At 65.7% G+C, this 26,086-nt stretch carries 22 protein-coding genes; 9 read left to right on the top strand and 13 right to left on the bottom strand.

All coding sequences use genetic code 11. From position 1 onward, the window contains the following. Positions 1-1,053: IS1182 family transposase (locus QX048_RS22510; protein ID WP_316241295.1), on the top strand; the 1,053-nt coding region annotated here is incomplete at its 5' end. A 160-nt stretch (positions 1,054-1,213) separates the two neighbouring features. On the opposite strand, the gene QX048_RS22505 is transcribed toward QX048_RS22510, so the two are convergent. The 5 genes from QX048_RS22505 to QX048_RS22485 form a co-directional block, all read right to left on the bottom strand. Next, positions 1,214-2,164, bottom strand: coding sequence for a DUF4238 domain-containing protein (locus QX048_RS22505; RefSeq protein WP_315826736.1), 951 nt, complete (start codon positions 2,162-2,164; stop codon positions 1,214-1,216). A 635-nt stretch (positions 2,165-2,799) separates the two neighbouring features. Further along, entirely contained in the window at positions 2,800-4,176 is a 1,377-nt protein-coding gene (locus QX048_RS22500) for an IS30 family transposase (RefSeq protein ID WP_316241294.1), read from the bottom strand. A 345-nt stretch (positions 4,177-4,521) separates the two neighbouring features. Then, entirely contained in the window at positions 4,522-5,769 is a 1,248-nt protein-coding gene (locus QX048_RS22495; RefSeq protein WP_315826735.1) for an amidohydrolase family protein, read from the bottom strand. 120 nt (positions 5,770-5,889) lie between these two features. Further along, positions 5,890-9,543 carry a trifunctional transcriptional regulator/proline dehydrogenase/L-glutamate gamma-semialdehyde dehydrogenase gene (gene putA, locus QX048_RS22490; RefSeq protein ID WP_315826734.1) on the bottom strand — a complete coding sequence of 1,218 codons (3,654 nt, stop codon included), beginning with the start codon at positions 9,541-9,543 and terminating at the stop codon, positions 5,890-5,892. 79 nt (positions 9,544-9,622) lie between these two features. Further along, positions 9,623-10,429 (bottom strand): lytic murein transglycosylase, encoded by an 807-nt coding sequence (locus QX048_RS22485; RefSeq protein ID WP_315716478.1) that lies wholly within the window; start codon positions 10,427-10,429, stop codon positions 9,623-9,625. A gap of 272 nt (positions 10,430-10,701) precedes the next feature. On the opposite strand from QX048_RS22485, the gene QX048_RS22480 reads away from it, so the two are divergent. The 3 genes from QX048_RS22480 (at position 10,702) to QX048_RS22470 (ending at position 12,824) form a co-directional block, all read left to right on the top strand. Next, on the top strand, positions 10,702-11,646 hold the full coding sequence (locus QX048_RS22480) for an OmpA family protein (RefSeq protein ID WP_315826753.1): 945 nt from the start codon (positions 10,702-10,704) through the stop codon (positions 11,644-11,646). 86 nt (positions 11,647-11,732) lie between these two features. Then, positions 11,733-12,245 (top strand): hypothetical protein, encoded by a 513-nt coding sequence (locus QX048_RS22475; protein WP_315716476.1) that lies wholly within the window; start codon positions 11,733-11,735, stop codon positions 12,243-12,245. 258 nt (positions 12,246-12,503) lie between these two features. Next, the gene (locus QX048_RS22470) at positions 12,504-12,824 is read left to right on the top strand and encodes a hypothetical protein (protein WP_315826733.1); all 321 of its coding nucleotides are present in this window, start codon (positions 12,504-12,506) and stop codon (positions 12,822-12,824) included. Positions 12,825-12,927: 103 nt separating this feature from the next. On the opposite strand, the gene QX048_RS22465 is transcribed toward QX048_RS22470, so the two are convergent. Continuing rightward, positions 12,928-13,302, bottom strand: coding sequence for a thiol-disulfide oxidoreductase DCC family protein (locus tag QX048_RS22465; RefSeq protein ID WP_315826752.1), 375 nt, complete (start codon positions 13,300-13,302; stop codon positions 12,928-12,930). Between the two features lie 219 nt (positions 13,303-13,521). On the opposite strand from QX048_RS22465, the gene QX048_RS22460 reads away from it, so the two are divergent. Further along, entirely contained in the window at positions 13,522-13,758 is a 237-nt protein-coding gene (locus QX048_RS22460) for a hypothetical protein (protein ID WP_315716474.1), read from the top strand. Positions 13,759-14,006: 248 nt separating this feature from the next. On the opposite strand, the gene QX048_RS22455 is transcribed toward QX048_RS22460, so the two are convergent. After that, complete coding sequence (locus QX048_RS22455; RefSeq protein WP_315826732.1) at positions 14,007-14,954, bottom strand: DUF817 domain-containing protein; 948 nt, start codon at positions 14,952-14,954, stop codon at positions 14,007-14,009. A gap of 369 nt (positions 14,955-15,323) precedes the next feature. Between QX048_RS22455 and QX048_RS22450 the strand changes: the two genes are divergently transcribed. After that, entirely contained in the window at positions 15,324-15,614 is a 291-nt protein-coding gene (locus tag QX048_RS22450; protein ID WP_315826731.1) for a DUF6881 domain-containing protein, read from the top strand. A gap of 145 nt (positions 15,615-15,759) precedes the next feature. Here the strand turns inward: QX048_RS22450 and rpoD are convergent, their stop codons facing one another. From rpoD to QX048_RS22430, 4 genes are all read right to left on the bottom strand, one after another. Continuing rightward, positions 15,760-17,868 (bottom strand): RNA polymerase sigma factor RpoD, encoded by a 2,109-nt coding sequence (rpoD, locus tag QX048_RS22445; RefSeq protein ID WP_315717492.1) that lies wholly within the window; start codon positions 17,866-17,868, stop codon positions 15,760-15,762. 428 nt (positions 17,869-18,296) lie between these two features. After that, positions 18,297-20,303, bottom strand: coding sequence for a DNA primase (gene dnaG / locus QX048_RS22440; protein ID WP_315826730.1), 2,007 nt, complete (start codon positions 20,301-20,303; stop codon positions 18,297-18,299). Between the two features lie 267 nt (positions 20,304-20,570). Then, on the bottom strand, positions 20,571-20,969 hold the full coding sequence (locus QX048_RS22435) for a gamma-glutamylcyclotransferase family protein (RefSeq protein WP_315717494.1): 399 nt from the start codon (positions 20,967-20,969) through the stop codon (positions 20,571-20,573). A 62-nt stretch (positions 20,970-21,031) separates the two neighbouring features. Beyond that, positions 21,032-21,844 carry a transglutaminase family protein gene (locus tag QX048_RS22430; RefSeq protein ID WP_315810604.1) on the bottom strand — a complete coding sequence of 271 codons (813 nt, stop codon included), beginning with the start codon at positions 21,842-21,844 and terminating at the stop codon, positions 21,032-21,034. A gap of 204 nt (positions 21,845-22,048) precedes the next feature. Between QX048_RS22430 and QX048_RS22425 the strand changes: the two genes are divergently transcribed. Further along, complete coding sequence (locus QX048_RS22425) at positions 22,049-22,852, top strand: N-formylglutamate amidohydrolase (protein ID WP_315826729.1); 804 nt, start codon at positions 22,049-22,051, stop codon at positions 22,850-22,852. A gap of 4 nt (positions 22,853-22,856) precedes the next feature. On the opposite strand, the gene QX048_RS22420 is transcribed toward QX048_RS22425, so the two are convergent. Then, positions 22,857-24,266: a PLP-dependent aminotransferase family protein gene (locus tag QX048_RS22420; protein ID WP_315826728.1), complete on the bottom strand. Its 1,410-nt coding sequence runs from the start codon at positions 24,264-24,266 to the stop codon at positions 22,857-22,859. An 86-nt stretch (positions 24,267-24,352) separates the two neighbouring features. On the opposite strand from QX048_RS22420, the gene QX048_RS22415 reads away from it, so the two are divergent. Then, positions 24,353-24,496 (top strand): hypothetical protein, encoded by a 144-nt coding sequence (locus tag QX048_RS22415; protein ID WP_315826727.1) that lies wholly within the window; start codon positions 24,353-24,355, stop codon positions 24,494-24,496. A gap of 25 nt (positions 24,497-24,521) precedes the next feature. Continuing rightward, positions 24,522-25,358 (top strand): PhzF family phenazine biosynthesis protein, encoded by an 837-nt coding sequence (locus QX048_RS22410; protein WP_315717500.1) that lies wholly within the window; start codon positions 24,522-24,524, stop codon positions 25,356-25,358. A gap of 45 nt (positions 25,359-25,403) precedes the next feature. On the opposite strand, the gene QX048_RS22405 is transcribed toward QX048_RS22410, so the two are convergent. Further along, a complete protein-coding gene (locus QX048_RS22405; protein ID WP_315754596.1) occupies positions 25,404-26,024 on the bottom strand; it encodes a LysE family translocator in 621 nt (206 codons plus the stop codon). Positions 26,025-26,086 lie beyond the last annotated feature (62 nt).

Below are 26,086 nucleotides of genomic sequence, written 5' to 3'. Positions count from 1 at the left end.
GTCCCCGATCACTCGACGTTCTCGAAGAACAGGCACGGCCGCTTCCGTGAGAGCGATCTCTTCCGTCGCGTGTTCGAGACCGTCTTGCGCCGCTGCATCCGGGAGCGCCTGATCGGCGGCGAAGGGTTCGCAGTCGACGCGAGCCTGATCAAGGCGGATGCCAATCGGCAGAAGGGAATCGAAGGCGATAAGAGGCTTCCGCCGGAGGCTGCGGGTCGAGCGATCGACGAGTATCTTGCCGTTCTTGATGATGCCGCGTTCGGTGCCGCGACGGAGGTCACGCCCAAGTTTGTATCGCCCTCCGACCCGGCGGCGCGCTGGACGGGAGCGCACGGCGGCCAAGCCTTCTTCGCCTACTCGACGAACTATCTGGTCGACGTCGAGAATGCGATCATCGTCGATGTCGAAGCGACCACGGCGATCCGCCAGGCAGAAGTATTGGCCGCCAAGCGCATGATTGAGCGTTCAATCGAAAGGTTCGATCTTTATCCAAGCCGACTTTTGGGCGACAGCGCCTATGGCTCCGCTGAGATGCTCGGCTGGCTGGTCTGCGAGCATGGGATCGAGCCGCACGTGACCGTCTTCGACAAGTCGGCCCGCACCGACGGGACCTTCTCGCGTGAGGCCTTCATCTACGATCATACCGGGGACATCTATCGTTGCCCCGCTGGCAAACCCCTCACTACCACAGGAACGCTGGTGAACAACGATACAACGGTCCTCTACCGTGCGAGCAAGCACGATTGCCAAGCATGCTCTCTCAGAAGCAGGTGTTGCCCCAACACCCCGGCCCGAAAAGTGCCGCGCTCGGTCTACGAGGGCGCTCGCGACATGGCACGCGAGATCGCAAGCTCACGGGAAGGCCGCACTTCACGCCGGCTCCGCAAGAAGATCGAGATGCTGTTCGCGCATCTCAAGCGCATTCTCAAGCTCGATCGCCTGCGACTAAGAGGGCCGAACGGCGCACGCGACGAGTTCATCCTCGCTGCAGCCGCTCAGAACCTTCGTAAAATGGCCAAGCTGATCCCGATGCCCGCACCGACGCCCGCGTGAACCACAACGCGCCAATTCGTCCTCGAAACAGATGGCGTTCACGACGAAACTACTGCCGACTTTTTCAACGGAATCGGCCAGAAGCGGCCCCGCTTCGGATATCAGTCCGGCCGGGAAAGCACACGTGCCATCCGCTTTCGCAGCGGCGGATTACGCTGCGCTAATCCGCCCTACGTGCTACTGGTCGATCTTTCAGCCTCTGAATAAGTTGCTGTATGCCATGGAAGTCTCTTCCGTCGAAGAACATAAACTTGTCGTTCGCCGCATATATTTGTCTGTGTGCAGAATTCAGAACGCGAGCATTGAAATCACCGACATCAAAGGGGTCGAGCGTAATTGCCCCTGTCGGCCCATCGAAACGGCCTTCCAGAGCAATGCCTGGCGAGATTGGAAATAATACAACGGTCCCTCGGAGTCCAAAGCCAATCGGCGCACGCGCCATTTTCGGGCGGTTCTCAAAGAACAGGATGACCGGGTGGTCGCTCGTGATGAACCCATGACTGCCATTCGCCGCTCTGAGGAAGCGCCACGATCTATCGAAGATCATCTCAAGCAATGTCTTGAACGTATTGATTTCTAATTTGGCATGTTCCGTTGTCGAAGTAACGAATTTGAAGTTTCGCTCTATGATGCTTTTCCGGATGACTGAGTATGGCACTTCTTTGATGCCATCTAAATAGCCTGCCTCCCGCATTTTCTTCATTTGCACCTGCCAACGTTCCTCGGAGGAGCTAGCGAGGTCAAGCATACCCTGCCGAAGCTCGTTCTGGAATTCGCTGAAGTTGCCACGAGTACGCGGATTCCGGATCGCTAGCAATGCGATCAGGTTCAGGATATGTGCGAGTTGATCTTCCGTAAGCTCAGCAGGGCTGTGCGCCGCAATTCTCAGAATTGGGGCCAGATCGCTTTCGAATTCTCCGTAGGCCTGCTCAAGCGCGTCGGGCGCTAGCGTATCGCTGTCAATGCGGTTGAAGTCGCGCTCTTGAGCGACATTTTTTGGATTCGTAACGAAGTGCCGCGCACGCTGCAGGTCCACCACCGTGATCTTTTCCGCGGTGACGAAGTTGCCCAAGTAACACTTCGGAACGAAGTGATGCGCTCTCGCAGTCATATAGCAGCCCAACCGGATTTGCTTTCGCCCCTGCGCAAGCCTTCTTTAGCACGAGTTCATGAACCGAAGAACAGCAACGTCTGCTCTGGAGCGTTCACGGCCTGATCGGACTGCCTCGCCATATCCGCAATTCGCCCTTCTCGCACTTTCCGGCCGCCGCCAAAGACGTCGGCCTGCTGGGCTTGAGCGGATCTGCTTGTCGAGGATCTTGCAAGCCCGAAGCCAGGCGCGCACGATGGACAACAAGACTTCTAATGCGATGCGCCCAAAATCTGATTTCTCTCACCGCCTCAAGCACATCACCCTTGTCCAGTCCTCCCACGGAAAATATTCTACTTTCGTTTTTCAGAAAAACATGATTGACTATGCGCATCCCGTCCCGCCATGAGGGGCGCTTCGCGATCGTCACGAGACGTGGGTGCGGGATGCGGTGGGTGCATTGGATCGCAGCGCGAGCAATCGTGCGGACGAACGAGCCCGATGCGCCGGCGAAATCGTAGGGTCCTGGCCTCCCGGTGCTGAGGCCAAGCGGACGGTGACGATGATCCGTTCGTGACGGGGGCAAGACAGCCGGTCCCCGGGGAGAGGACGTATAAGCCGCCCAACCATCGCGCGGGGAATGCCGGGAGGCGGGCTCAAGCGGTGGTCGCAACACCAAGTGTTTTCATTCGTGACAGCAGCTCGTCAAGCGCTTCTGCTGGAGTTTTCCATCCTAGCGTCTTTCTCGGTCGGGAATTGAGCGCTGCGGCCACGGCGGCGATCTCGTCAGCATCGTAGACGCTCAGATCGGTACCTTTCGGGAAGTACTGCCGCAGCAGGCCATTCGTGTTCTCGTTCGTGCCACGTTGCCAGGGGCTTCTTGGATCGCAGAAGTAGATCTGAAGGTCTGTATCGATCTTGAGGTCACTGTGTTGAGCCATTTCGGTCCCCTGATCCCAGGTTAGCGAGCGGCGGAGTTCTTTGGGCAAGGTGACGATGGTGCGCGTGATCGCATCGCGTACCGCTTCAGCTCCGTGTCCGGAGAGCGCAGGCCCATCCTTCGTACGTGGGCCATCGTCAAACCCCGGCAGCCGTGGAAGGTGCAGGAGCATTGTAAACCGCGTGCTGCGTTCGACCAGCGTGCCGATTGCCGAGCTGGCGGAGCCGACGATCAGATCTCCTTCCCAATGTCCCGGCACAGCTCGATCCGCGACTTCGGCCGGACGCTCACTGATCATGATCTCTGGCGATATGAAGCCTTTGCTGCGCTTCCGCGTACGCGCTCGGGGCACGCGCAGCGCACGTCCCGTTCGCAAACAGGACGACAACTCGCGTTTCAGCGCTCCTCGGCCCTGAACAAAAAGCGCCAGGTAAATGGCTTCGTGGCTGATGCGCATCGCCTCGTCATCCGGGAAGTCGATCGGTAAGCGCCGGGCAATCTGCTCGGGACTCCACGCTTTCGTCCACCCCTGATCCTGGCTAGAGCCCGCACGACCGGCCTTCCGCCGAACGCCGCCTGGAGGTGCGACAAACCCTGCAAGCCGCTCTTCAACATAAGCGCGCAAGGCGGCGTTGCTTGCAAGCTTGCTCGGCTTAGGACGCCGGGCCGATCGATCTGCATGCCACTGGGCGGCCGTCGCCCGATAGGCCATCTTGCCGCCGTGCGTGGCCGCATTGCGATCGAGTTCACGGGAGATGGTCGAGGGAGATCGATTGAGACGCCGCGCTATCTCTCGTACAGAATGGCGCTGCGCATTCAGCAGCGCAATCTCTTCGCGCTCAGAAAAAGAGAGGTGCCGTCCGGAGAGCGGCTTCGCTGAAGGTCGGAACATTGCCGGTGCCACGCCGCCCGCTTTTCGAAATAATCGGGGGCCGACAGCATCCGATAATCCAGCAGCCAGCGCAGCATTCTCGCTGTTCAACCCAGCGGCAATCCCACGCCAAAATTTCTGCTGTTCCGCACGCCCCGCAACTGGTGGGCGCCCCAATGATCCCAGCTTGCTCCGCGTTGACCGTTTCTTTCGAATGCCCATCGCAACCTCCTCATCGAGTGTTGCGACGACCAATTGAATCCGCCGGATGTCTCGGCTGAACCTGTGGTACCTGCCGCCTGCATTTTTTTCGCAGGCGGGCCATGGGGGCGGCCAGCTCCCGGCATTCCCTGCGCCCTCTTCGTCGATGAGGGCGAAACGACCCGCACAACTCGGACGCACGGAGCGCCGCGAGGCCGAATGACTGCGTTCTAAGAAGCACTCATCGCAGATGTCGACGCCCGCGGCGTCGAGGCGGCGGAGAGACGATGGACGTCCCGCATGACAGCGCGCACAAACGGTGGGACTGTCGACCATTGGCCCGGTGGATTTCGGCGCCGAGTTGCCTCAGGCGTTCAGCCGGTCGATGTGGACCTTGCCGGCCTTCATCACCAGCGGAATGTGATCGCCCTGGCCGAGCAGGCACGAGACGTCGCGCAGCGGATTGCCCTCGACCACGAGCAGGTCGGCGAAGGCGCCGGGCGCGATGCAGCCGAGCTTGCCCTGCATGCCCAGCACCTCGGCGCCGATCACGGTCGCGCTGGCAATGACCTCGCGGGCACCGAGGATCTCGGCGCGGATCCGGAATTCATCGCTCTGCAGGCGCTGGGACGGCCCGAGGAGGTCGCTGCCGTAGCCCATCTTGACGCCGGCTTCGCGATAGATGCCGAGCGAGCGCAGGCCGGCATCGCGCACATCCGCGATCTTGGCGACGCTCTCCGGCGGCAGGCCATATTGCGCGCCTTCATTGGCGAGCGCCTCATAGGTGACGAGCGTCGGGATGACATAGACGCCCTTCTCGGCCATCAGGCGCGCGGTCGGAAGGTCGACCAGATTGCCGTGCTCGATGGTCCGCACGCCGCAATGGACGGCGCGGGCGATCGCCTCCGCCGTGTAGGCATGCGCCAGGACGTAGGTCTGCCGCGCGCGGGCCTCGGCGACGATGGCGCGGATCTCGTCCTCCGAGTAGCCGAACGCACCGACGGGATCGGTCGGCGAGGCCACGCCGCCGGACGCCATGATCTTGATCTGGTCGGCGCCCATCTGCAGCTCCTCGCGCACCGCCTTGCGCACCGCATCGACGCCGTCGGCCACCCGGGCCAGCGCGCCGACGCGCACGCAGCACGGACAAGGGGCGTTGTCGGAAAGGAAATCCGTCCGCGCCCGCATGTCGCCATGGCCGCCGGTCTGGCTGAGCGCCCGGCCGGAGACGAACAGCCGCGGGCCCTCGGTGAGTCCGGTGTCGACGGCCTGCTTCAGCGGATAGCCGGCGCCGCCGGCGTCACGCACCGTGGTAAATCCCCGCCGCAGCATGCCCTTGAGCAGCAGCGCCGAGCGCAGGGTCACCAGCACGTTCGGCATCTGCACTTGCTGGGCAAGATTGAGCTCGACCGCGATCGCATGGACGTGCAGGTCGATCAGCCCCGGCATCAGCGTCTTGCCTTGGAGATCGATGGCCTGGTCGACGCTGGTCTGCAACGGCTTGTCAGACACCTCCTTGATCAGATGGTCCTCGACCAGCACGTGATGGCCTTCGCGCAGCTCCGGCTGCAGCGGGTCGAGCAGAGCGGCATTCTTGAACAGGATGGTCGACATCAAGGTGTCCTCGATCGGAGCGAAGCGTGCGTCAGCGGGCGGAGCGGGCCGGCGATGACGGTGTTCTCCCCTATCCTGTCCTGGGGCCTCGAGCCAGCCCGGGACGGAATACCTGTCTTCTCAGCCGATCGACATCAGGCTGGCATTGCCGCCGGCGGCCGCGGTGTTGGTGGAGAGACTGACCTCGGTGACCAGCCGGTCGAGATCGTAGCAGCCGTCGCTGGCGCGCGGCGTGACGAGCGGGACGATCGGTCCGGGGCGCGTGGCGAGGTCGCGGCCGAGCGCGATCAATTCATCCGCCTCGCCGTCGGCAAGCACGGCCTGCAGATCGCCGAGAGCCCGCCAGCTGTCGACGATCCGCAGGCGGCCGCGCAGCCGGCTGGTGAGCGGTCCCAACACGGCACAAGCAGGGCTGGCGCGTTCGACGAACGCGTCATTGCCGGTCATCAGGATGACGCCGATCTGGACCAGCAACGCCTGCTCGCTTCTCGCCAGTGCAGCGACGGCGCCGCGCGAGGTGATGCGATAGACGTTCTGCTCGCCGACGGGGCCTGGCAGCTCGATCTCGAAGCCGGCCAGCACCTGGGGCCCATGCGCCTCGCACGCCAACGCGGCCTCGGCATGTCCGCTGGCGCGCAACCCGTCGAGATAAGAGCGCAAGACCGCGTCAGACTGCGACGCCATGAGCCGCTGGCGCGGCGGCATCGCGAACAGCCGGCGCAGATACAGCGGACCGCCGGCCTTCGGCCCGGTCCCCGACAGGCCGGAGCCGCCGAATGGCTGCACGCCGACCACCGCACCGATCACGTTGCGGTTGACGTAGATGTTGCCCGCCGCGCTGTGGCTCGAGGCACGGGCAATCGTCTCCGTGATGCGCGAATGGATGCCAAAGGTCAGGCCATAGCCGGTGAGGTTGATCGCGTCGATGAGGTCAGCGAGCTGCTCGCGACGGTTGCGCAGCACGTGGAGCACGGGGCCGAACACCTCGCGCTCGACATCGAATATGTTGCCGATTTCGATGATGGTCGGCGCGACGAACGTGCCATGCGCCGCCTGCGGCGGCAGCGGCAGCCGCTCCACGGCATGGCCGCGCGCCTGCATCGTGGCGACATGCGCATCGAGCGTGTCGCGGGCCTCGCCGCTGATCACCGGGCCGACATCGACCGACAACGACGCGGGATTGCCGAGTTCAAGCTCGCGCAGCGCGCCGCGCAGCATCGACAGGATGCGGTCGGCGACGTCCGCCTGCAGGCAGAGGATGCGCAGCGCCGAACAGCGCTGGCCAGCGGAGTCGAAGGCGGAAGCGATGACATCGCCGACAACCTGCTCGGCGAGCGCCGAGGAATCCACGATCAGCGCGTTTTGGCCGCCGGTCTCGGCGATCAGCGGCACGGGCTGTCCATGGACGGTGAGGCGCTCGGCAAGCTGTTTCTGGATCAGCCGCGCGACGTCGGTCGATCCCGTGAACATCACGCCCTGCACGCTGTGATCGCCGACCAGCGCGGCGCCGACGCGGCCGTCGCCCGGCAACAATTGCAGGACATCCGCTGGAACGCCGGCCTCATGGATGATGCGAACCGCTTGGGCGGCGATCAGCGGCGTCTCCTCGGCAGGTTTCGCCAGCACCGGATTGCCGGCCGCGAGCGCCGCCGCGATCTGGCCGGTGAAGATCGCGAGCGGAAAATTCCACGGGCTGATGCACACCACGGGGCCGAGCGGGTCGGGACTATCGCCCTCGGAGAGACGTTCGATCTCGCTTGCATAATAGCGCAGGAAATCGACGGCTTCGCGCACCTCGCCGACGGCGTTTGCAAAGGTCTTGCCGGCCTCGCGGACAATCAAGCCGATGAGGACGAGACGACGCGCCTCCATCGTCTCTGCCGCAGCACGCAGGCATGCGGCGCGCGCGTGGGGGCTGGTCGCGGCCCAGGCCGGCGCGGCGTTCGCCGCACGCGACAGGGCCGCCTCGATCTCGGCAGGCGCGGCATCCCTGACCGCGCCGACGACGTCACGGCGGTCGGCGGGATTGCGAATGCGGCGCGCGCCTTCGCTGGTCGTCGCTCCGGGCGCCGCAGCCGTCCAATCGAGGCTCGCGCTCGTGACCAGGCCTTCGTCGAGACGCGCCAGCGCGCGCTGATCGGAGAGATCGAAGCCGGCCGAGTTCAGGCGGCTCGGGCCGAACAGGTCCGGCGGGCGCCTGATCTTGTCGTGGGGGGCACCGGGGCGTTCCGACGCGCGAACGATGGCGACGGGATCCGCAATCAGATCGTCGACGGAGACGGCGGGATCGGCGATGCGGTTGACGAAGGAGGTGTTGGCGCCGTTCTCCAGCAGCCGGCGCACCAGATAGGCCAGCAGCGTCTCATGCGAGCCGACGGGTGCGTAGATGCGGCACGGGCGGCCGAGCCGTGCCGGCCCGACGACCTCCTCATAGAGCGGCTCGCCCATGCCGTGCAGGCACTGGAATTCGTACTGACCGCGCTCGAAACCGGGGCCTGCCATCTCGACGACCGACGCCAGGGTGCGCGCATTATGCGTCGCGAACTGGGGGAACACGGCGTCGGGCGCGCCAAGGAGCTTACGGGCGCAGGCGAGGTACGACACATCGGTGTGGCTCTTGCGGGTGAAGACCGGGAAATCCTCCAGGCCATCGACCTGGGCGCGCTTGATCTCGCTGTCCCAATAGGCGCCCTTGACGAGGCGCACCATCAGCCGGCGCCGCGTGCGCCGCGCGAGGTCGACGAGCCAATCGACCACGAAGGCGCAGCGCCTCTGATAGGCCTGGATGACGAAGCCGATGCCGTTCCAGCCGGCGAGGTCCGGATCGATACAGAGCGCCTCGAGCAGATCGAGCGAGAGGTCGAGACGATCGGCTTCCTCGGCGTCGATGTTGAGGCCGATGTCGTATCCCCGCGCGAGCAGCACCAGCTGCTTCAGCCGCGGCAGCAGTTCGTTCATGACGCGGTCGCGCTTGATGCTCACGTAACGCGGATGCAGCGCCGAGAGCTTGATCGAGATGCCCGGCCCTTCGTAGATGCCGGCACCGGCCGCGTGCCGCCCGATCGCATGGATCGCCGCCTCGTAGGCGGCGAAGTAGCGCGCGGCGTCTTCCGCCGTCGTCGCCGCCTCCCCGAGCATGTCATAGGAGTAGCGGAAGCCCTGCGCTTCCCATGGACGGCCGTTCGACAGCGCCGCGTCGATGGTCTGACCGGCCACGAACTGCTCGCCCATCAGGCGCATGGCGAGCGTGACGCCCCTGCGGATGATCGGCTCGCCGCCGCGGGCGATGAGGCGCGTCAGCGCCGACGCCAGGCTGTCCTCGCTGGCCGCGGCCGTCAGCGTGCCGGTGACGATGAGGCCCCAGGTCGCGGCGTTCACCAGCAGCGACGGGCTGTGCCCGATATGGGCGCGCCAATCGCCGGTCGCGATCTTGTCGCGGATCAGCGCATCGCGCGTCGCGGTGTCCGGAATCCGCAGCAGCGCCTCGGCCAGGCACATCAGGGCCACGCCCTCCTGGCTCGACAGCGAATATTCGTGGATCAGTCCCTCGACGCCGCCGGATTGCGCCTTGCCGCGCAGGCGCAGGACGAGATCGCGCGCGAGATCGGCGGCCCGCGCCGACGATTCCTCCGGAAGCGCGGCGAGATCGAGCAGCGGCGCGATGCAGTCCGGCTCGGCGCGACGATAGGCCGAGGTGATTGCGGCACGCAGCCCGATCTGGCGCTGAACCTGGGCATCGAACGCGGCGAACGGTCGTGGCGACGACTGCGACATGACCCGTCTCCTCTGAAGCGATCCCCGTCACTCGCCATGCCTGCGCGGCGTTGGCGCACGTCGCGAGCGACGGATGGCGCTACCGCCCGATCAACTGATCGGCGTAGTAGCCGATGGTCTTGCGGTAGATCACCGCCCTGTTCCACTCGCGCATCGCCTCGAAATTGGCCGAGCCCTCGTCATAGGGCGCGCCCATCTTGAAGCCGTTGCTGTGCAGCAGGTTGGCGGTCGAGGCCAGCACGTCGGCCGTGGAGTGGCGCAAATCGACGCGGCCGTCGCCGTCGAAGTCGACGCCGTATTTGATGTAGGACGACGGCAGGAACTGGGTCTGGCCGATCTCGCCGGCGAAGGCGCCGACGAGGTCGCGCAGAGTGAGATCGCCGCGCTGGACGATCTTCAGCGCCGCCAGCAATTCGCCCTGGAACAGCTCGGTGCGCCGGCAGTCATGCGCCAAGGTCGCAAGCGTGCGGATCACCGGCAGCTTGCCCATGTCGCCCTTGCCGAAATCGGTCTCGAGTCCCCAGATCGCGACCAGGATCTGGCGCGGCACGCCATATTGCTGCTCGATGCGCGACAGCAGCGCGGCGTGCCGCTGCAGCATCGCGCGGCCGCCATTGATCCGGCCCGCCCCGACGCGGGTCGAGACGTACTGCTCGAAGCTCTTGTTGAAGGTGTAGCGCTGGCGGCGGTCGAAGGCGAGCACGGCCGGATCGAGCGTCACGCCCGACAGCGCCTGGCTGATCGTGCCGCCCGAGACGCCGGCGCTCTGCGCCTCCGCCGAGACGCCCGCGATGAAGGTATTGAAGTCGCCGCCGCAGCGCGCGGCCAAAGCGGGAGAGGCAAAGGAGAGGATCGCGACGGCAACAAGGAAGCGGACAACGGACATGAGGAGAAAGGTCCCTGCATGAGAGCATGATGACGGCAGTCCGGCGGCGGACGCCGTCACAATGCCTGATTTGGCGGTACCAGGCCAGCCGGCGGGCGATAGCCACCGAACCGCACCCCATCGTCATCTTTTTTTGAACGGTCGGCGCGCTCGTCGCCACTCATGCAGGGCGTGCCTCGTCCGACGTCGCGCCGTTTTCGCGCGCCGATCCAAGCGCGCGTTCTGAAAACCACGAGCGTTGGCACCACTTTTCGGGAGAGGTCCCCATGACGATGATGTTCCGGCTCGGCACACTGGCGCAGCTCACCTTGGTCGCGGCCCTGATGTGTCACGGCCTGGCGCCCGCGGCCGCTCAGCCGGGCGATGTGGCGGGCGCAAAGGATTACCCCGGGATCGGCCGCTTCGCCGGCAGCGTGATCACCGGCTATGTCGCCAAGGATTTCGATGCCGTGCGGCTGCAGGCGGCGCCGTTCAAGGCGGACAGGGCGACCGACGAGCGACGCCTGGAGGGTCGTGTCGTCAGAATCGCCTATCGCACCGCGCCGGGTCCCTCGATCCTCGAAGTGTCGCGCAATTTCGAAAACCAGCTCGCCAAGGCCGGCTTCGAGAAGCTCCTCGCCTGCGACACCGATGCCTGCGGCGGCATTCCCTTCACCGAGGCGATCGACCTGCTGCCGGTTCCGCAGATGTGGGCCGATGGCTTCGACTACCGCTATTTTGCCGGCCGCAAGGAGGCCGGCGGCCGCGAGACCTTTGCCAGCGTGCTGGTCAGCCAGAACAACGAGCAGATCTATGCCCAGCTCACCGTTGCCGAGCTCGGCGCGATGGAGAACAAGATGGTGAGCGCAGCCGAGATGGCGAAGGGCCTCGGCGACAAGGGCCACATCGCGCTCTACGGCATCTATTTCGACACCGACAAGGCGACGATGAAGCCGGAGAGCCGGCCGACACTGGAGCAGATCGCGCAGTTGCTCGCCGGCCAGCCGCAGCTCAGCGTCTTCATCGTCGGCCATACCGACAACCAAGGCAGCTACGACTACAATCTCGATCTGTCACGGCGGCGCGCCGAGGCGGTCGCCGCCGAGCTTTCGCGCAGCTATCGCATCGCGCCAGCGCGGCTGCGCACCGCGGGCGTCGGCCTGCTCGCGCCGGTCGGCAGCAATGCCACCGATGCGGGCCGCGCGCTGAACCGCCGCGTCGAACTGGTGGCGCCCTGAGGCGCTGCGCCGGCGCGGCCGCTTGATCCTCGTCAACACCGTGCCATCATGACGCCCTAAGCTCCGCGGCCGAAATGGAGATCGCCATGATCGGGATTACGCTGTCGACCGACCAGATCCGCTCGGCGCCGCCGGAGGTGCGGCGTTGGATCGAGCATCAGGTGCTGTCGGGTCTCGGGCTCGGCCCGGAGGCGCCGCTGACGCCTACCCTCCCCGCCCAGAGCGCGCATCTCGTCGCCTGCAGCGTCGAGGATGCGGCCAAGGTCCTAGCGCAGATCCAGAGCGCGCTGCCCGCGGTGAACGTATTCTTCGAGTTCGGCCGGCCGGGCATCGCAATGGGCCAGCCGCCGATCATGATGTTCCGCCTGATCGACATCCTGCATCACACGCGGCTGCAGAACATCGGCCAGGTGATGGCCTCGCTGGAGATGATCAACAAGGCGCTGGTCGAGGTGAGGCACGATCCCTCGGTGCGCTTCTGCGGCTTCGACAATGAAGGCCACTGCCTGATCGCACCGGAGACGCAACGCGCGATCGCCAGCGTCTGGCAGAGCGTGATCGCCAGGCAGCACGGGGTGGCCGAGGGCGAGGCGGCGTGAGGCCGCAGCTCCGGTTTCAATGAGGCGTCATCCGGAGCGCGCGGGGGCCCGGAATGACGGAGCGAGACGTGCCGCGGGCGCCTTGTGCGCGCGAGGTCCGCGGACAAGAGAGGGCCGCCGGGACACTCCCGCCTCCTGTCCCAAATCGGCGCGCCGCACGCGGCGCAGCCATGCCCGCCCCGAGCGGCTCCGGCCTTGAGCCGGTCGCGGACGGTGCTACGATATCGTTGTCGTTCACGATCCCTCGGGAGATCGCCGATGCAGCACAATCAACGCCAGCGCCGATTGCTCCAGATCCCTCTGTTCCGCCTGCTCGCGATCAATCTCGCGCTCGGCCTCGGCATGGCCGTGGTGCTGGTCGGCGGATTGCTGCTGCTCGATCCCTGGGGCCTGCGTCACCTGATCTTCGCCGACCACTCGCCCGTCGTCGCCATCGGTCTCTTGCTCGGCTCGTTCTTCGTCACCTTCGGCTCGACCGCGATGGGCACCGCGATCATGGCGCTCGGCCGCAGTGATGATGACGACGGCCCGCACGGCGGCACGCGGGTGCATGCGCGGGTGAAGGTGCGGAGGCGGTAGAGGCGAGCTGTTACCACGCGCTCGGTGCGCTCCCCTCCCCGCAAGGGGGAGGAGAGTCGACCGCGCCAGCGGCCGAAGCCTTGGCTCAAGCGGCAGCTCTCGCTCACCAATGCCCCCTCCGTTTGTTCCAGGCGAACAGCACATCGGCAAACCGGTCATAGCCGAACCGCGTCAGCGGCCGCACCAGGCGGTTGCCGAACAGGGTCGCCAGCCAGCCCTCGCCCGGCGTCAGCGCCCACAGCAGCAGCGCCACGTCGGCGCCGGTGATCAGCTGACCGTCCTCGTCGGTCGCGTGCAGGCGGCGGCGGACGGCGTCGACATCGGCGCCGAATGCGGCCAGCGCGTCGGGCTGCTCGTTGATGTCCTTGAACGCGACCCGCCCCGACTTGACCAGCGCCAGCAGCTTGTTGCGCTGCCAGTCGATGCCGGCGTCACAGACCGGGCAGCGCGTGTTGTACCAGATGGTGAGTTGGGGCATCGACATGGGCTGCATTCGCGGCGGGGTGAGACGTCCACGATGAACGCACTTTCATCCGGCAAAATCGAGGTGTTTCGGGACCCCGCCGGCCGGTCCGTGATCGCTCCGGCCGCCCTGCCGATTCGGCGAAAACCATATGACGAAAAAGTCAAATTCGGGCAGCGGATAAGCATTTTCTGGCATTGACCGGACCGGTCCCGCCGCCGTAAAGCGCCATCCATGGCGAAAAAACCCGGCTCCAATCCCAAAGGCGAATTCGCCTTCTTCAACGTGACCTACGAGGACGGCTCGCAGCGCTCCAACCGGCGCGTCCCGGCCGAGCTGCTCGGCGGCCTCGACGGCGACGAGCCCGCGCGCGGCTTCATCATGGAGCAGGACCGCGAGATCGCCGAAAAATCCGGCCGCCCGCCACTTCAGATCAAGTCGCTCGAGCGCGTTGGGGCGAAGAAGAAGTAGGCCGGCCGAGCTGCCGTAGGGTGGGCAAAGCGACCGCCGCCAGGCGGCCGCGTGCCCACGATCAACTGCGTACCACGAACGACCTCATCATGGGTTACGCGTCATGGCCGGGCTTGTCCCGGCCATCCGCGTCGTTGACGTCGCAATGACGTGGATGGGCGGGCCTTCGCCGCGACGAAGCGGCTTCGGCCGCGCAGGCGGGACAAGCCCGCGCACGACGCGGAGATATCTCGACCCACATCCGACCGTCACGCCGCCTCTCGCTCCGGCTCGACGGCGGCCGGCCTCACCGCCCTGCCCTGCTCCATCGCCCTCGGTCGGTTGATCAGGCTGACCAGCGTGTAGCTGATGATCAGCAGCAGAAACCACGAGCCGAGCTTGGCCGGCGACACCATGGCCCAGCCATGGGCCTGCTGCGGATAGAGCCAGACCCGCGTGAAGGTGCCGATGTTCTCCGACAGCCAGATGAACAGCGACACCAGGACCAGCCCGAGCAGCAGCGGCATCGACCGGTGCACGCGCCAGACCTTGAAGTGAACGGTCGCCGGTGCGAACAGCAGCGCCGCCCAGCCGAACAGCACGACCCGCAGATCGATCCCGTAATGGTCGGTGAAGAAGTTGAGGTAGATGGCCGCGCTCAAGCCGATCAGCCAGCGCCGTGAGGGGTGGCCGGTGAAGCGGAAGTCGAACAGCCGCCAGACGCGGCAGAGATAGCTGCCGATGCAGGAATACATGAAGCCGGAGAACAGCGGTACGCCGCCGAGCTTGATGAGGCTTGGCTCGGGATAGATCCACGAGCCGGTCGCGGTCTTGAACAGCTCCATCGCGGTGCCGACGAGGTGATAGATCAGGATGATCTTCGCCTCCTCGAATGTCTCCAGACGCGCAGCGAGCAATGCGGCTTGGACGCCGAGCATGCAGAGGAAGAGAAAATCGTAGCGCGCGAGCGGCGCGTTCGCCGGATAGAACCGCCACGTCAGCAGCATCAGCGCCACCGCGATGCCGCCGAACAGGCAGGCCCAAGCCTGCTTCACGCCGAAGCGGAGGAATTCGTAGAGGCCTCCAGTCCAGGGCGTCGCAGCCGCCCGCGCGGCAAGTCGCGCCTCGGCGGCAATGAAGGGACGCAGTGGCGCCCAGATCGCGGCAGAGCTGGCGGGCGCGTGGAAAGCAGATGATGAGACTTCGTCGTGCTGCATGGAAGGCCGGATCGGTGAGGACACCGATGACTAGCAGCCGCGTGTCATGCCGCGTCAGCGTAAAGTTCCGTCTCTTCCCGCCGCAGCGCGGACACGTGCGGACGTGCGAAGGCTGACTTTTCTGCAGCGACAATCCAACGCACGGCTCCGCGGCGACGATGAAAGTGGCTCAGCCCCGGTGCCGTAGGGTGGGCAAAGCGACGCCGATAGACGGCGCGTGCCCACCATCAAGTGCGGCGCCCGTGATCGGTCGCCACGGCGCACGCAGCGACGGCGCAAGTCGACACAGCAAGCCTCGCCTTTGCCCACCCTACTATTGCTACACATGATATGGTTCGCAGAGGTTGTTCGCGGTGCATGATCCCAACGATGGGCGAGAACATCTATATACGAGTGCGCTGGCTTCACGACTTTCAGGATGAGCCGGTTGACTTGTGGAGCGAGCTCGATCGGGAGCGCTTTGAAACGCGCAAGCTCGAAATATTTCGCGATGGCACGGTGGGATTCGCAAGCGCCACCGAAGCAACCGACGGCACGCGACTCGGCTCGATCCCCGTTCCTCCGCTGGACGAAATCGCGAGAGATCCCGAGTTTGTACCCGAAAAGATTTCGCAGGAGGCTTTCGAGCGTCGTTGGAATGCACGGCATTCGCGCAGGTAACTCCAAACATGGCCGCGCATTACACAACCCCGCCTGCTTTCGCTCGTCCGGGCGCAAACGAAAACAGCGGACCGATCGGCCCGCCGTTGATGTCTCGATGGATTGCCGGGTCAAGCCCGGCAATGACGACCATTTGGTGGCCGAATTAGTTATCCAAGAAGCTCCGCAGCTTCCGCGACCTCGACGGATGCTTCAACTTCCGCAGGGCCTTCGCCTCGATCTGACGAATACGCTCTCTGGTCACCGAGAACTGCTGGCCGACTTCTTCCAGCGTGTGGTCGGTGTTCATGCCGATGCCGAAGCGCATGCGCAGCACACGCTCTTCGCGCGGGGTGAGCGAGGCGAGCACGCGGGTCGTCGTCTCGCGCAGGTTGGACTGGATGGCGGCGTCGATCGGCAGGATCGCGTTCTTGTCCTCGATGAAATCGCCGAGATGAGAGTCCTCCTCGTCACCCACGGGGGTTTCGAGCGAGAGCGGCTCCTTCGCGATCTTGAGGACCTTGCGCACCTTCTCCAAGGGCATGCCGAGCTTCTCGGCGAGCTCCTCGGGGGTCGGCTCGCGGCCGATCTCGTTCAGCATCTGGCGCGAGGTGCGGACGATCTTGTTGATCGTCTCGATCATGTGCACGGGGATGCGGATGGTGCGGGCCTGGTCGGCGATCGAGCGGGTGATCGCCTGCCGGATCCACCAGGTGGCGTAGGTCGAGAACTTGTAGCCGCGGCGGTACTCGAACTTGTCGACCGCCTTCATCAGGCCGATGTTGCCTTCCTGGATCAAGTCGAGGAACTGCAGGCCGCGGTTGGTGTACTTCTTGGCGATCGAGATCACGAGACGGAGGTTGGCTTCCACCATCTCCTTCTTGGCCTGACGGGCCTCGCGCTCGCCCTTCTGCACCGAGTGCACGATCTTGCGGAACTCGCCGATCTCCAGACCGGTGAGCGCGGCCATGGCCTGCACCTCCTGGCGCAGGTCCTTGATGCGGTCCTTCTCGTAATGGACGAAGTTCTTCCAGCCTTTGGCGGAGAGCTTGGACACGCGGTTGAGCCAGCGCGGATCGAGCTCCGAGCCCTGGTAGTTGCGCAGGAAGTCCTCGCGCGCGACGCCGTGGGAGTCGGCAAGCCGCATCAGCCGGCTCTCGAACGAGACCAGCTTCTTGTTGATGTCGTAGAGCTGCTCGACGAGGCTGTCGATGCGGGCCTGGTTGAGGCGCAGCGACTTCACCTCGACGATGATCTCGTCCTTGAGCTTCTTGTACTTGCGCTCCTGCGAGGGCGACAGCGACTCGCTCTGCAGCTGGTTGGCGATGTCCTGCTCCTGCAGGCGGCGCAGCTTCTTGTACTCGGACGCGATCTTGTCGAACGTCTCGACCACCTTCGGCTTCAGCTCGGCTTCGATGGCGGCGAGCGACATCTGGTTCTCGAACTCGTCGTCGTCCATGTCGGCTTCGGCCGCCGCCTCGCCGGGATCCTTCTCCTCGGCGGGCGCGCCGTTCGGCGCGGCGCGGAACGGCGTCGGCTGCTGCGGGGCGGCCGGCGGCGCGACCGCGGCCTGGACCTCGCCGCCCTCGGCCGCAGCGCCCTCGCCATTCACCGGCGCGGCGATCTGCGGATTCATGCCGCCCTTGGCCTCAGGGCCGGCATAGGTGGCTTCGAGATCGATGATGTCGCGAAGGAAGATCTTGCCTTCGTTGAGCTCGTCGCGCCAGATGATGATGGCCTGGAACGTCAGCGGGCTTTCGCAGAGGCCCGCGATCATCGCCTCGCGGCCGGCCTCGATGCGCTTGGCGATGGCGATTTCACCCTCGCGCGACAGCAGCTCGACGGTGCCCATCTCGCGCAGATACATGCGCACGGGATCGTCGGTGCGCTCGCCGGGCTCCGACTTCTTGACCTCGGTGACGGCCTTCTGGGTGATCTCGACGAGCTCGTTGTCGGTCTCGTCCTCGCCGTCGTCCTTCTCGTCGGACTCGTCGGCCTCCTCGGCCTCGGTCACGTTGATGCCCATGTCGGAGAGCATCGACATGATGTCTTCGATCTGTTCCGGCGAGGTAGTGTCGGAAGGCAGGACCTCGTTGAGCTGATCAAAGGTCACGAAGCCGCGCTTCTTGGCCTGCTTGATCATCTTCTTGACGGCGGCGTCCGACAGGTCGAGCAACGGCGACGGCGCATCGGCGGCGTCCTTCTCGGGAGCGTCCGCGGCCTTGTCGTCCTTTTCCTTGTCCTTCACCTGCAGCGTCTTTGCCTTCGTGGCCATTCATTGCTCCCGAAACGCGCCCGCTCCGCCCGTGGCATCGTAGCCCTTGGCATCGCGGCGCCCGCCTGCTCTACTCAAACTGTTCTCGACGCGGAAAGGGCGGCGCACTTTTAACGTCGCCACCCCCTGAAGCCCGTCGCTCGTTTCGTCCTACGCTGGTGTCGTCCCGTTTTCGGACCGGCGCGCGTTTCTTGCAAAAGCGATACCGGTTTTGCAATCGAATCCGGCGCCCGACATGCAGGCGCGGTGTCCGACAGCGAAACCAACCCATCTGCCGCAGAAAATGCCCCGGACCTCTTAAACTTCGATTAACCCTGTTTTTGCAGCCAAACCATGGATTTGGCGAGTCTTTTCGCGCGGACCTGATACCGCGCGGGCGGACCGGGCCGAAATGTGCTCAACTGGCGACAGGGCGCCGGGCGTCCCGTCTACACGTTGCGGTTGGTGCGTCCGGACAGTTCCCCGAAGCCTTCGATCAGCGCTTCGGTGCCGTCCATCTCGGCCATCCTGGCCTTCACGTCCCTCAACCAGCCCATGTTCGGCTCGCTCGGCTCCTCGCCCAGCGCCAGCTCGGCATCCTTCAATTCCCTAAGTAAGGAGTGCCATTGCCGATGCAAGGCAACGAGCTGATGCCAGGTCGCAAGAACGTCATCGCGCGCCGCGCCCGACTTGGTCGCCCACACCGCCGCCGTCGTGATCGCGCGCTCAACCCGTTGAAGAAGCTCGGAAAAGCCTGCCTTCTCCAGATCGGCCCGCATCTTCTCGGCCTGCTCGTCCGGATCCGGCGAATGGTGATGGTCGTGGGCGAAGGCGGCGATGATGGCGGCGCGGAGCTTGTGCGCCTCGGGATGGGCCAGTTCCAGCGCGGCGACCTCCTCCAGGTGGTCGTGCAGCAGCCAGGGGTGGTTGATCAGGCACTGCAGGATCAGGGCCTCCCGGCGCGAGATCGCCGAGCGCTGGCCGCGCATGATCGGGCTCATGGCGAGCTGCGGGCTGGCCGCCTGGTAGGGGCCGCGGGCCATGGCCTGGCCTGTGGATGGCGGTCCGCCGCGGCGACCGCCTCCTGTGGATAACCGCCCAGGCTGTCCGGAACCGGGACTGCGGGGAGCAAAACGCCGTCCTGATTCGGCACCGAAGCCGCGGCCAAACCCCCGGCCGCCGTCCGGGGCGAACGCCCGGTACAGCCGGTCGCCGAGATCCTGCTTGTAGTAGCGCCGTACCACCTCGTCGGCGATGCCGCCGGTGAGCTGGCCGATCCGCGCCTCCAGCGCGGCACGGCGCTCCGGGGTGTTGAAGCTGCCGCCCTCGATCTCGCGCGACCAGATCACCTCGGCGAGGGGTTTTGCGATTTTGAGCACCTCCTCGACCGCGCCGCGACCGCCGGAGCGGACGAGGTCGTCGGGATCCTGTCCCTCGGGCAAGAGCGCGAAGCGCAGGCTCTTGCCAGGCTTGAGATGCGGCAAAGCAATGTCTGCGGCCCGATAGGCCGCCTTTTGGCCGGCGCGGTCGCCATCGAAACACAGGATCGGCTCGTCGACCATCTTCCAGATCAGCGAAAGTTGGCTCTCGGTCAGCGCGGTGCCGAGCGGCGCCACGGCGCCGGCAAAGCCGGCCGCGACCAGCGCAATGACGTCGACATAGCCCTCGACCACGATCATCGGCGCGCCGCTATGGGCGGCCTGACGGGCGCTGGCGAGATTGTAGAGGTTGTCGCCCTTGTGGAAGAGCGGCGTCTCCGGCGAGTTCAGGTATTTCGCCGGCACGTCCTTCTGCAGCGCGCGGCCGCCGAAGGCGATGACGCGTCCGCGGAGATCGGTGATCGGGAACATCACGCGGTCGCGGAAGCGGTCGTAGGGCACGGGAATGTCGTCGCCGCCGACCAGCAATCCCGCCTCGACCATGTCGGCCACCGGGACGCCCTGGGCGCCGAGATATTCCTTCAGCGCAAACCGCTCCTGCGAAGCATAGCCGAGGCGAAACTGGAGCTGCGTCTGCGGCAGGATCGCGCGATCGGCAAGATAGCCGCGGGCGCGCGCGCCATGACGGGAGGCCAGCGTGTCAGAAAAGAACTTGGCCGCCAGCTCCATCACGTCGTACAGCGTCTTGCGCTGCCGCTCCTGGCGCGCCGCATCGGGCGTGACCGCGGGCAGCGCCAGGCCGGCGATTCCCGCCAGCCGCTCCACAGCTTCGGGGAAGCTGCAGCCCTCGGTCTCCATCACGAAGTCGAAGATGTTGCCGTGCTTGCCGGACGAGAAGTCGTGATAAAAACCCTTCTGGTCGTTGACGTAGAAGGACGGCGTCTTCTCCTGCTGGAACGGCGACAGCCCCTTCCACTCGCGCCCGGCCTTCTTGAGCTTCACGCGCTTGCCGACGACGTCCGAGACCGGAAGCCGGGCGCGCAGCTCATCGAGAAATTCCGGCGTGAAGCGGGCCATGAGCGGGCTGGTGGTCCTGTGGTGGTGGCCTAGGCATATAGGCCCCCGTGTACGAAATGTGAACTTCCTCCGGCTTGTCCGGGCTATTCACAGGCACGGCCCTCTCCTCTCGTCATTCCGGGGCGCCCGCAGGGCGAGCCCGGAATCCATAACCACGACCAGTCGTGAGGCGGGACGGCCGCGCCACTGCGTGTCCTCGCACCGCTTGTGGTTATGGATTCCGGGCCCATCGCTGCGCGATGTCCCGGAATGACGGCGCGGAGAGACTTAGGGCGCCAAAAACCGTCCCGAGGCGATGCGGGCGACCTCGTCCACGGGCCAGTTGTACACGTAGGTCCAGGCCTCGCGGGCCGCGCCGTCGGCCAGCGTCACGGCGAGGCACCGGCGCAGATATTCGGTCGGCGCGGCGAAGCCTTCGCCGCAGGCCTCGTACATGTCGAACTCGCGCAGCATCGGCTCGGGCTGGTGCAGCCGGAACAGTTCGCCATGGACGAGATCGGCCGCGTCATCGGACGGCACCAGGCCGGGATAATGCTGGATGCGGTACAGCCGGCCGCGGCAGCTTGCCTCGGCGACGAAATCGGCATTGGCCGACAACAGCCGCGCCATCGGATGGTCGAAGCCGCGCATCAGCGTGCCGTAGACGAACAGGAGATCGGTGGTCATGGCCCGTCTATAGCGGCGATCGCCGATGATGCGAAGCGGCGGCCGGCCGCGCCTTTCTCTGCTCAGGCGGCCGCGATCTCATCGCTGACGACGTGGAATTTGGTCAGGGTCATCAGGCCGAACGAGGTCGACAGCGCGACGTCGGCGGCGTCCCGTCCGGTCGCCATCAGGATGCGGCCGATGCGGGGCACGTTGTGGCGGGCATCGAACGTGTACCACCGGCCCGAGAGATAGACCTCGAACCAGCCCGAGAAATCCATCGGGACCGGGTCCGGCGGCACGCCGATGTCGCCGAGATAACCGGTGCAATAGCGCGCCGGAATGCCCATGCAGCGGCAGAAGGTCAGCGCGAGGTGGGCGAAGTCGCGGCAGACGCCGGCGCGCTGCTGATAGACGTCGTGCGCCGACTTCATGGCGTGGGCGTGCTCATAGCCGAACGTGACGTGGCCGTGCACGAAGTCGCAGATCGCCTGCACGCGCGCCCATCCCGCCGGCGCGCTGCCGAACAACGACCAGGCGACCTCGGCCAGCTTGTCGGTCTCGCAATAGCGGCTCGGCATCAGATACAGCAGAAGCTCATCGGGCAGCTGCTCGATCGACAGTTGCTGGGCGCCGGGATCGATCGCGTCCGGCCGCCCACTGTCGCGGACGATGGCGCTGCCGTGGAAGGTGACCCCGCCGGCCGGCGCCACCAGCCGTCCACAGAGATTGCCGAAGCTGTCGTTGTAGAATTTGATCGGCACCTTGGGCTCGGTCGTAATCGTCTCGGTGCCGACGATGTCGGGAAAGCGCGACGGATGGATCGACAGCATGATCACCATCGGCGTTGCCGCCGGAGCCGCATAGGCGATCTCAAATCCAACCTTGATCAGCATGAAGGCTCCTTCGCCCCGTTCGGGCGGCACGATGCGCCAGCCTCATCCAGCCCGGACCGTAGGCCCATTGCGAACTTCTGTCTTGTGAATGATCGCCAGAATCAGCATCGTTTGGGCGACCATCATGATGTCCGCCGGCCCAATCCTCATCTGTCTGCCCAATCCGAGATCGGTCTGCCGCTTCATGAAGCAACGAGAGGCAGCATGACCGTGTCCGGCACGAGCAACACTCATCGACTCCTTCAGCCAGACGAAGTTCCACCCGTGCTCGAGCGCAACGCCGATGGGGCGTCGGCCTTGTTCTTCACGTGCGATCACTATGGCCGCCTGCTGCCGCGCGCACTCGGCGATCTCGGCCTGCCCGAAAGCGAACTGGAGCGGCACATCGCCTGGGACATCGGCATCGCCGGCGTCGCGGAGGCCGTATCGCGGGCGCTCGATGCGCATCTGATCGCGCAGCGCTATTCGCGGCTGGTAATCGACTGCAACCGCTCGCCGAAGGCGCCGAACGCGATTCCGATGATCAGCGAGCGCACCACGATCCCCGGCAATGAGGGTCTGACGCACGAGGACGCCGAGCTCCGGCGCCGCGCGATCTTCGATCCCTATCACGACCGCATCACCGAAGTGCTCGATGCGCGCAAGGCCGCGGGGCGGCCGACCATCCTCGTCTCGCTGCACAGCTTCACGCCGGTCTATGCGGGCATGGCGCGGCCCTGGCACATTGGCACGCTGTATCAGCACGACCGTGTGCTACCGCCGCTGCTGTTGAGGGCGCTGCGGGCCGAGCCCGATCTCGTGGTGGGCGACAATCAGCCCTATGCGGTCGGCGACGGCACCGACTACACCATCCCCGTGCATGGCGAGGCGCGCGGGCTGATCAATTCCGGCATCGAGATTCGTCAGAACGAAATCACCGAGCCCGAGGGCCAGCAGCGCTGGGCCGAGCGGCTGATCCGCATTCTCGGCGAGATCGAGGTCGAGCTGCGCAGCAAGGGTCTCGCGTAGCCCGCTACTCCGTCATGTCGGAGGCGTCGTGATGGGCGAGCAGGCCCGCGAGCCGCCACAGCGCCGTGCGCAGATCGTCATGGCTCGGCAGGCCGAGCGCAAGCCGCACCGCATTCGGTGAATGGCCATGCGCCACCGCAAACGCGCTCGCCGGCGTGATCGCGATGCCGGCGCGCGCGGCCGCGGCGGTCAAGGCTTCGGCGCGCCAGCCCTCCGGCAGATGCAGCCAGACATGGTAGGAGCGCGGATCGGCCTCGATGTGATGGCCGGCGAGGCACTCGGCGACGATCGCCTGCCGCACCAGCGCGTCGGCGCGCTTGCGCCTGGTGATCTCGGCCGCCGTGCCGTCGGCGAGCAGCCCCATGCCGGCGGCCAGCGCCAGCGACGTCACCGACCAGGCCCCGGTGCGCACCGTGGCGGCGAATTTTTCGCGCATGCTTCCCGGCACGTAGAGAAAACCGACCGCAATCCCCGGCGCGAGCCGCTTGGCAAGGCTGTCGACCACGACGACACGCTCCTCGGCCTGCGTCGCCAGCGAGACCTGATCGCTGAGGAAGCCGTAGACCAGATCCTCGATGATCATCAGCTCGTGCTTGCGCACCAGACGCACGATCTCCTCGCGCCTCGCCTCGCTCATCGTCAGGCCGAGCGGATTCTGCATCACCGGCTGGATGTAGATCGCGTTGAGCGCGCTCGCGCGGTGCGCCTTGGTCAGGGCATCCGGGCGGATGCCCTCGCCGTCCATCGCGAGCGGCACCAGGGTCACGCCCAGCCGCGCCGCGATGCCCTTGATCATCGGATAGGTGACGGCCTCGACGCCGAGCCGGCCACCGACCGGCACCAGCGCCGAGATCGCCGCAGCCAGCGACTGTCGACCACTGCCGGCGAAGACGAAGTTCTCCGCGCGCGGGCGCCAGCGCTCGCCGGCGAAGAAGGCCGCGGCGGTGCGCCCGGCCTCGGCCAGCCGCCGCTGCGTGATCGGCGCCAGCACCGGCGCCAGCTTCTCCGGCCGCTGCCATGCGGCAAGCGACTTCGCGATCAGGGCCGCCTGATCCGGCAGGGTCGGGAAATTGAACTCGAGATCGATGCGGCCATCGAACGGCTCCAGCCGCAGCGAGGGTGGTACCGGTACCGCCTCTCCCGCGACGAAGGTGCCGCGTCCGACCTCGCCCACGACCAGACCCCTGCGCAATAATTCGGCATAGACGCGCGCTGCCGTGGATGCGGCAATTCCCCGTTCATAGGCGAACTGACGCTGCGGCGGCAGCCGGTCGCCCGCCTTCAGCCTGCCGTTGGCGATGTCCTCGGCAATGTCGTCCACCAGGGCCGTATACGAAGCATTCATGCTATATTGCACCGAGAGCAATGTTTCGATTGCACCGAGATATGTACTGCGCGATTGCTCTTCGAACAACGCAATTGAAGAGCGATAGGTGACTCATGGCATATTCCCTGGCGCAGCGTTGGGCAACTCCGCAAGCTGCCCACGGAAAGAGCAATTTGCTCCAGGTCCCGCACCTCTGGCTGCGGCGCCTGTTCTGGCGGTCCGAACTGGCGATGCTCGATCGCGAGCAGATGCGCGACTGCGGCCTTGATCCCGTGGTCGTGCAGGAAGAGGCCAACAAGCCGTTCTGGCGCGACTGACGCCGACATCGAGGAGGGCACCGCAATGCTCGCGCTTCCGTTCCATCAAGTCGACGTGTTCTCCAAGGTCGCCTTCAAAGGCAACCCGCTCGCCGTGATCGCCGAGGCCGACGGCCTCGACGATGCCGCGATGCAGGCGATCGCCAACTGGACCAATCTGTCCGAGACGACCTTCCTGTCACGCGCTCAGAATCCGGGCGCTGATTATCGCGTGCGCATCTTCACCCCGCAGCGCGAACTGCCTTTTGCGGGCCATCCGACGCTCGGCTCATGCCACGTATGGCTCGCGCTCGGCGGCCGACCGAAGGGCGAGCATGTGGTGCAGGAATGCGGCGCGGGCCTCGTGCGCATCAAGCGTGACGGAGACCGCCTCGCCTTCGCCGCCCCGCCCCTCCGCCGCTCCGGCGCCGTCGATGCCGAGCTGACGAGCAGGATCGCAGCAGCGCTCGGCATCCCAACGAGCACGATGCGCGCCGTGCAGTGGATCGACAACGGCCCGGGCTGGATCGGCGTACTGATCGACTCGCGCCGCGCGCTGCTCGACATCCGCTACAATCCGGCGGCGCTGCCGCAACAGCCGATCGGCGTTGTTGCGCCATGGGATCGGGCGCAAGATGGCACAGATGCCGACTACGAGGTCCGCGGCTTCATGTGGGGCGGCGGCGAGGACCCGGTGACGGGCAGCCTCAATGCAAGTCTGGCGCAATGGCTGATCGGAGCCGGAATTGCTCCGAAGCAATATGTCGCCTCCCAGGGCACCGTGCTGGGCCGCGCCGGCCGCGTCCATGTCGCGCAGGACGGCGACACGATCTGGATCGGCGGCGACGTCGCGCCGGTGGTGAAGGGGACGATCAGCCTGTAGCGCGCGTCAGCAGACGGCGATGCGGCCGCGGGGCCGAACGCGTGCTCACCGTGCCCGGGTCAGCGCCAGCCACACGCCGCCGCCGATCATGAAGCCGCCGGAGATGCGCGACACCAGCCGCGTCCGCCTGGCCGAGAACAGTTTTCGCGCACGGCCCGCGAGCAGCGCATAGATCGCGTCGGTGAGACCCGCGATCACCATGAAGGTGACGCCGAGCAAACCGACCTGCGGCACGTGATCCCGGCTCATGTCCATGAACTGCGGCAGGAACGCGCCGAAGAACACCATCACCTTCGGGTTTGAGAGCAGCACCAGCAGCCCCTGCAGGAAAAAGCCGCCGCGCGGCGGCGGTGGCGGCGCCTCGCCCGCAGAGATCCCCTCGATCGGCGAGCGGATGAGCTGAATTCCGAGCCACACCAGATAGGCCGCACCGATCAGCCGCACCCATTCGAACCAATAGCCCATCGTGGCCATCAGCGACGTCAGGCCGACGGCGACGATGCCGATCGCGATCGCCAGCCCGGTCTGCACGCCGGCGATATTGATGAGCGCGGCGCGGGTCCCGTGGCGCAGACCGTTGGCGATCAGCAGCGTCACGACTGGACCCGGCAGCAGCGCCAGCCCGATACAGGCGGCGACGAAGGCGAGATAGACTTGCAGGGACATGAGGCGCCTCGATGCGAATGAGGCGCTCACTAATGCACGACATGTCTGCAGAGGGAAGCCCG

Origin of the sequence: Bradyrhizobium sp. SZCCHNS30572 (genome assembly GCF_032484415.1) — a bacterium.
Lineage (GTDB): Bacteria > Pseudomonadota > Alphaproteobacteria > Rhizobiales > Xanthobacteraceae > Bradyrhizobium.
This window is presented reverse-complemented; position numbering and strand designations above follow the sequence as displayed.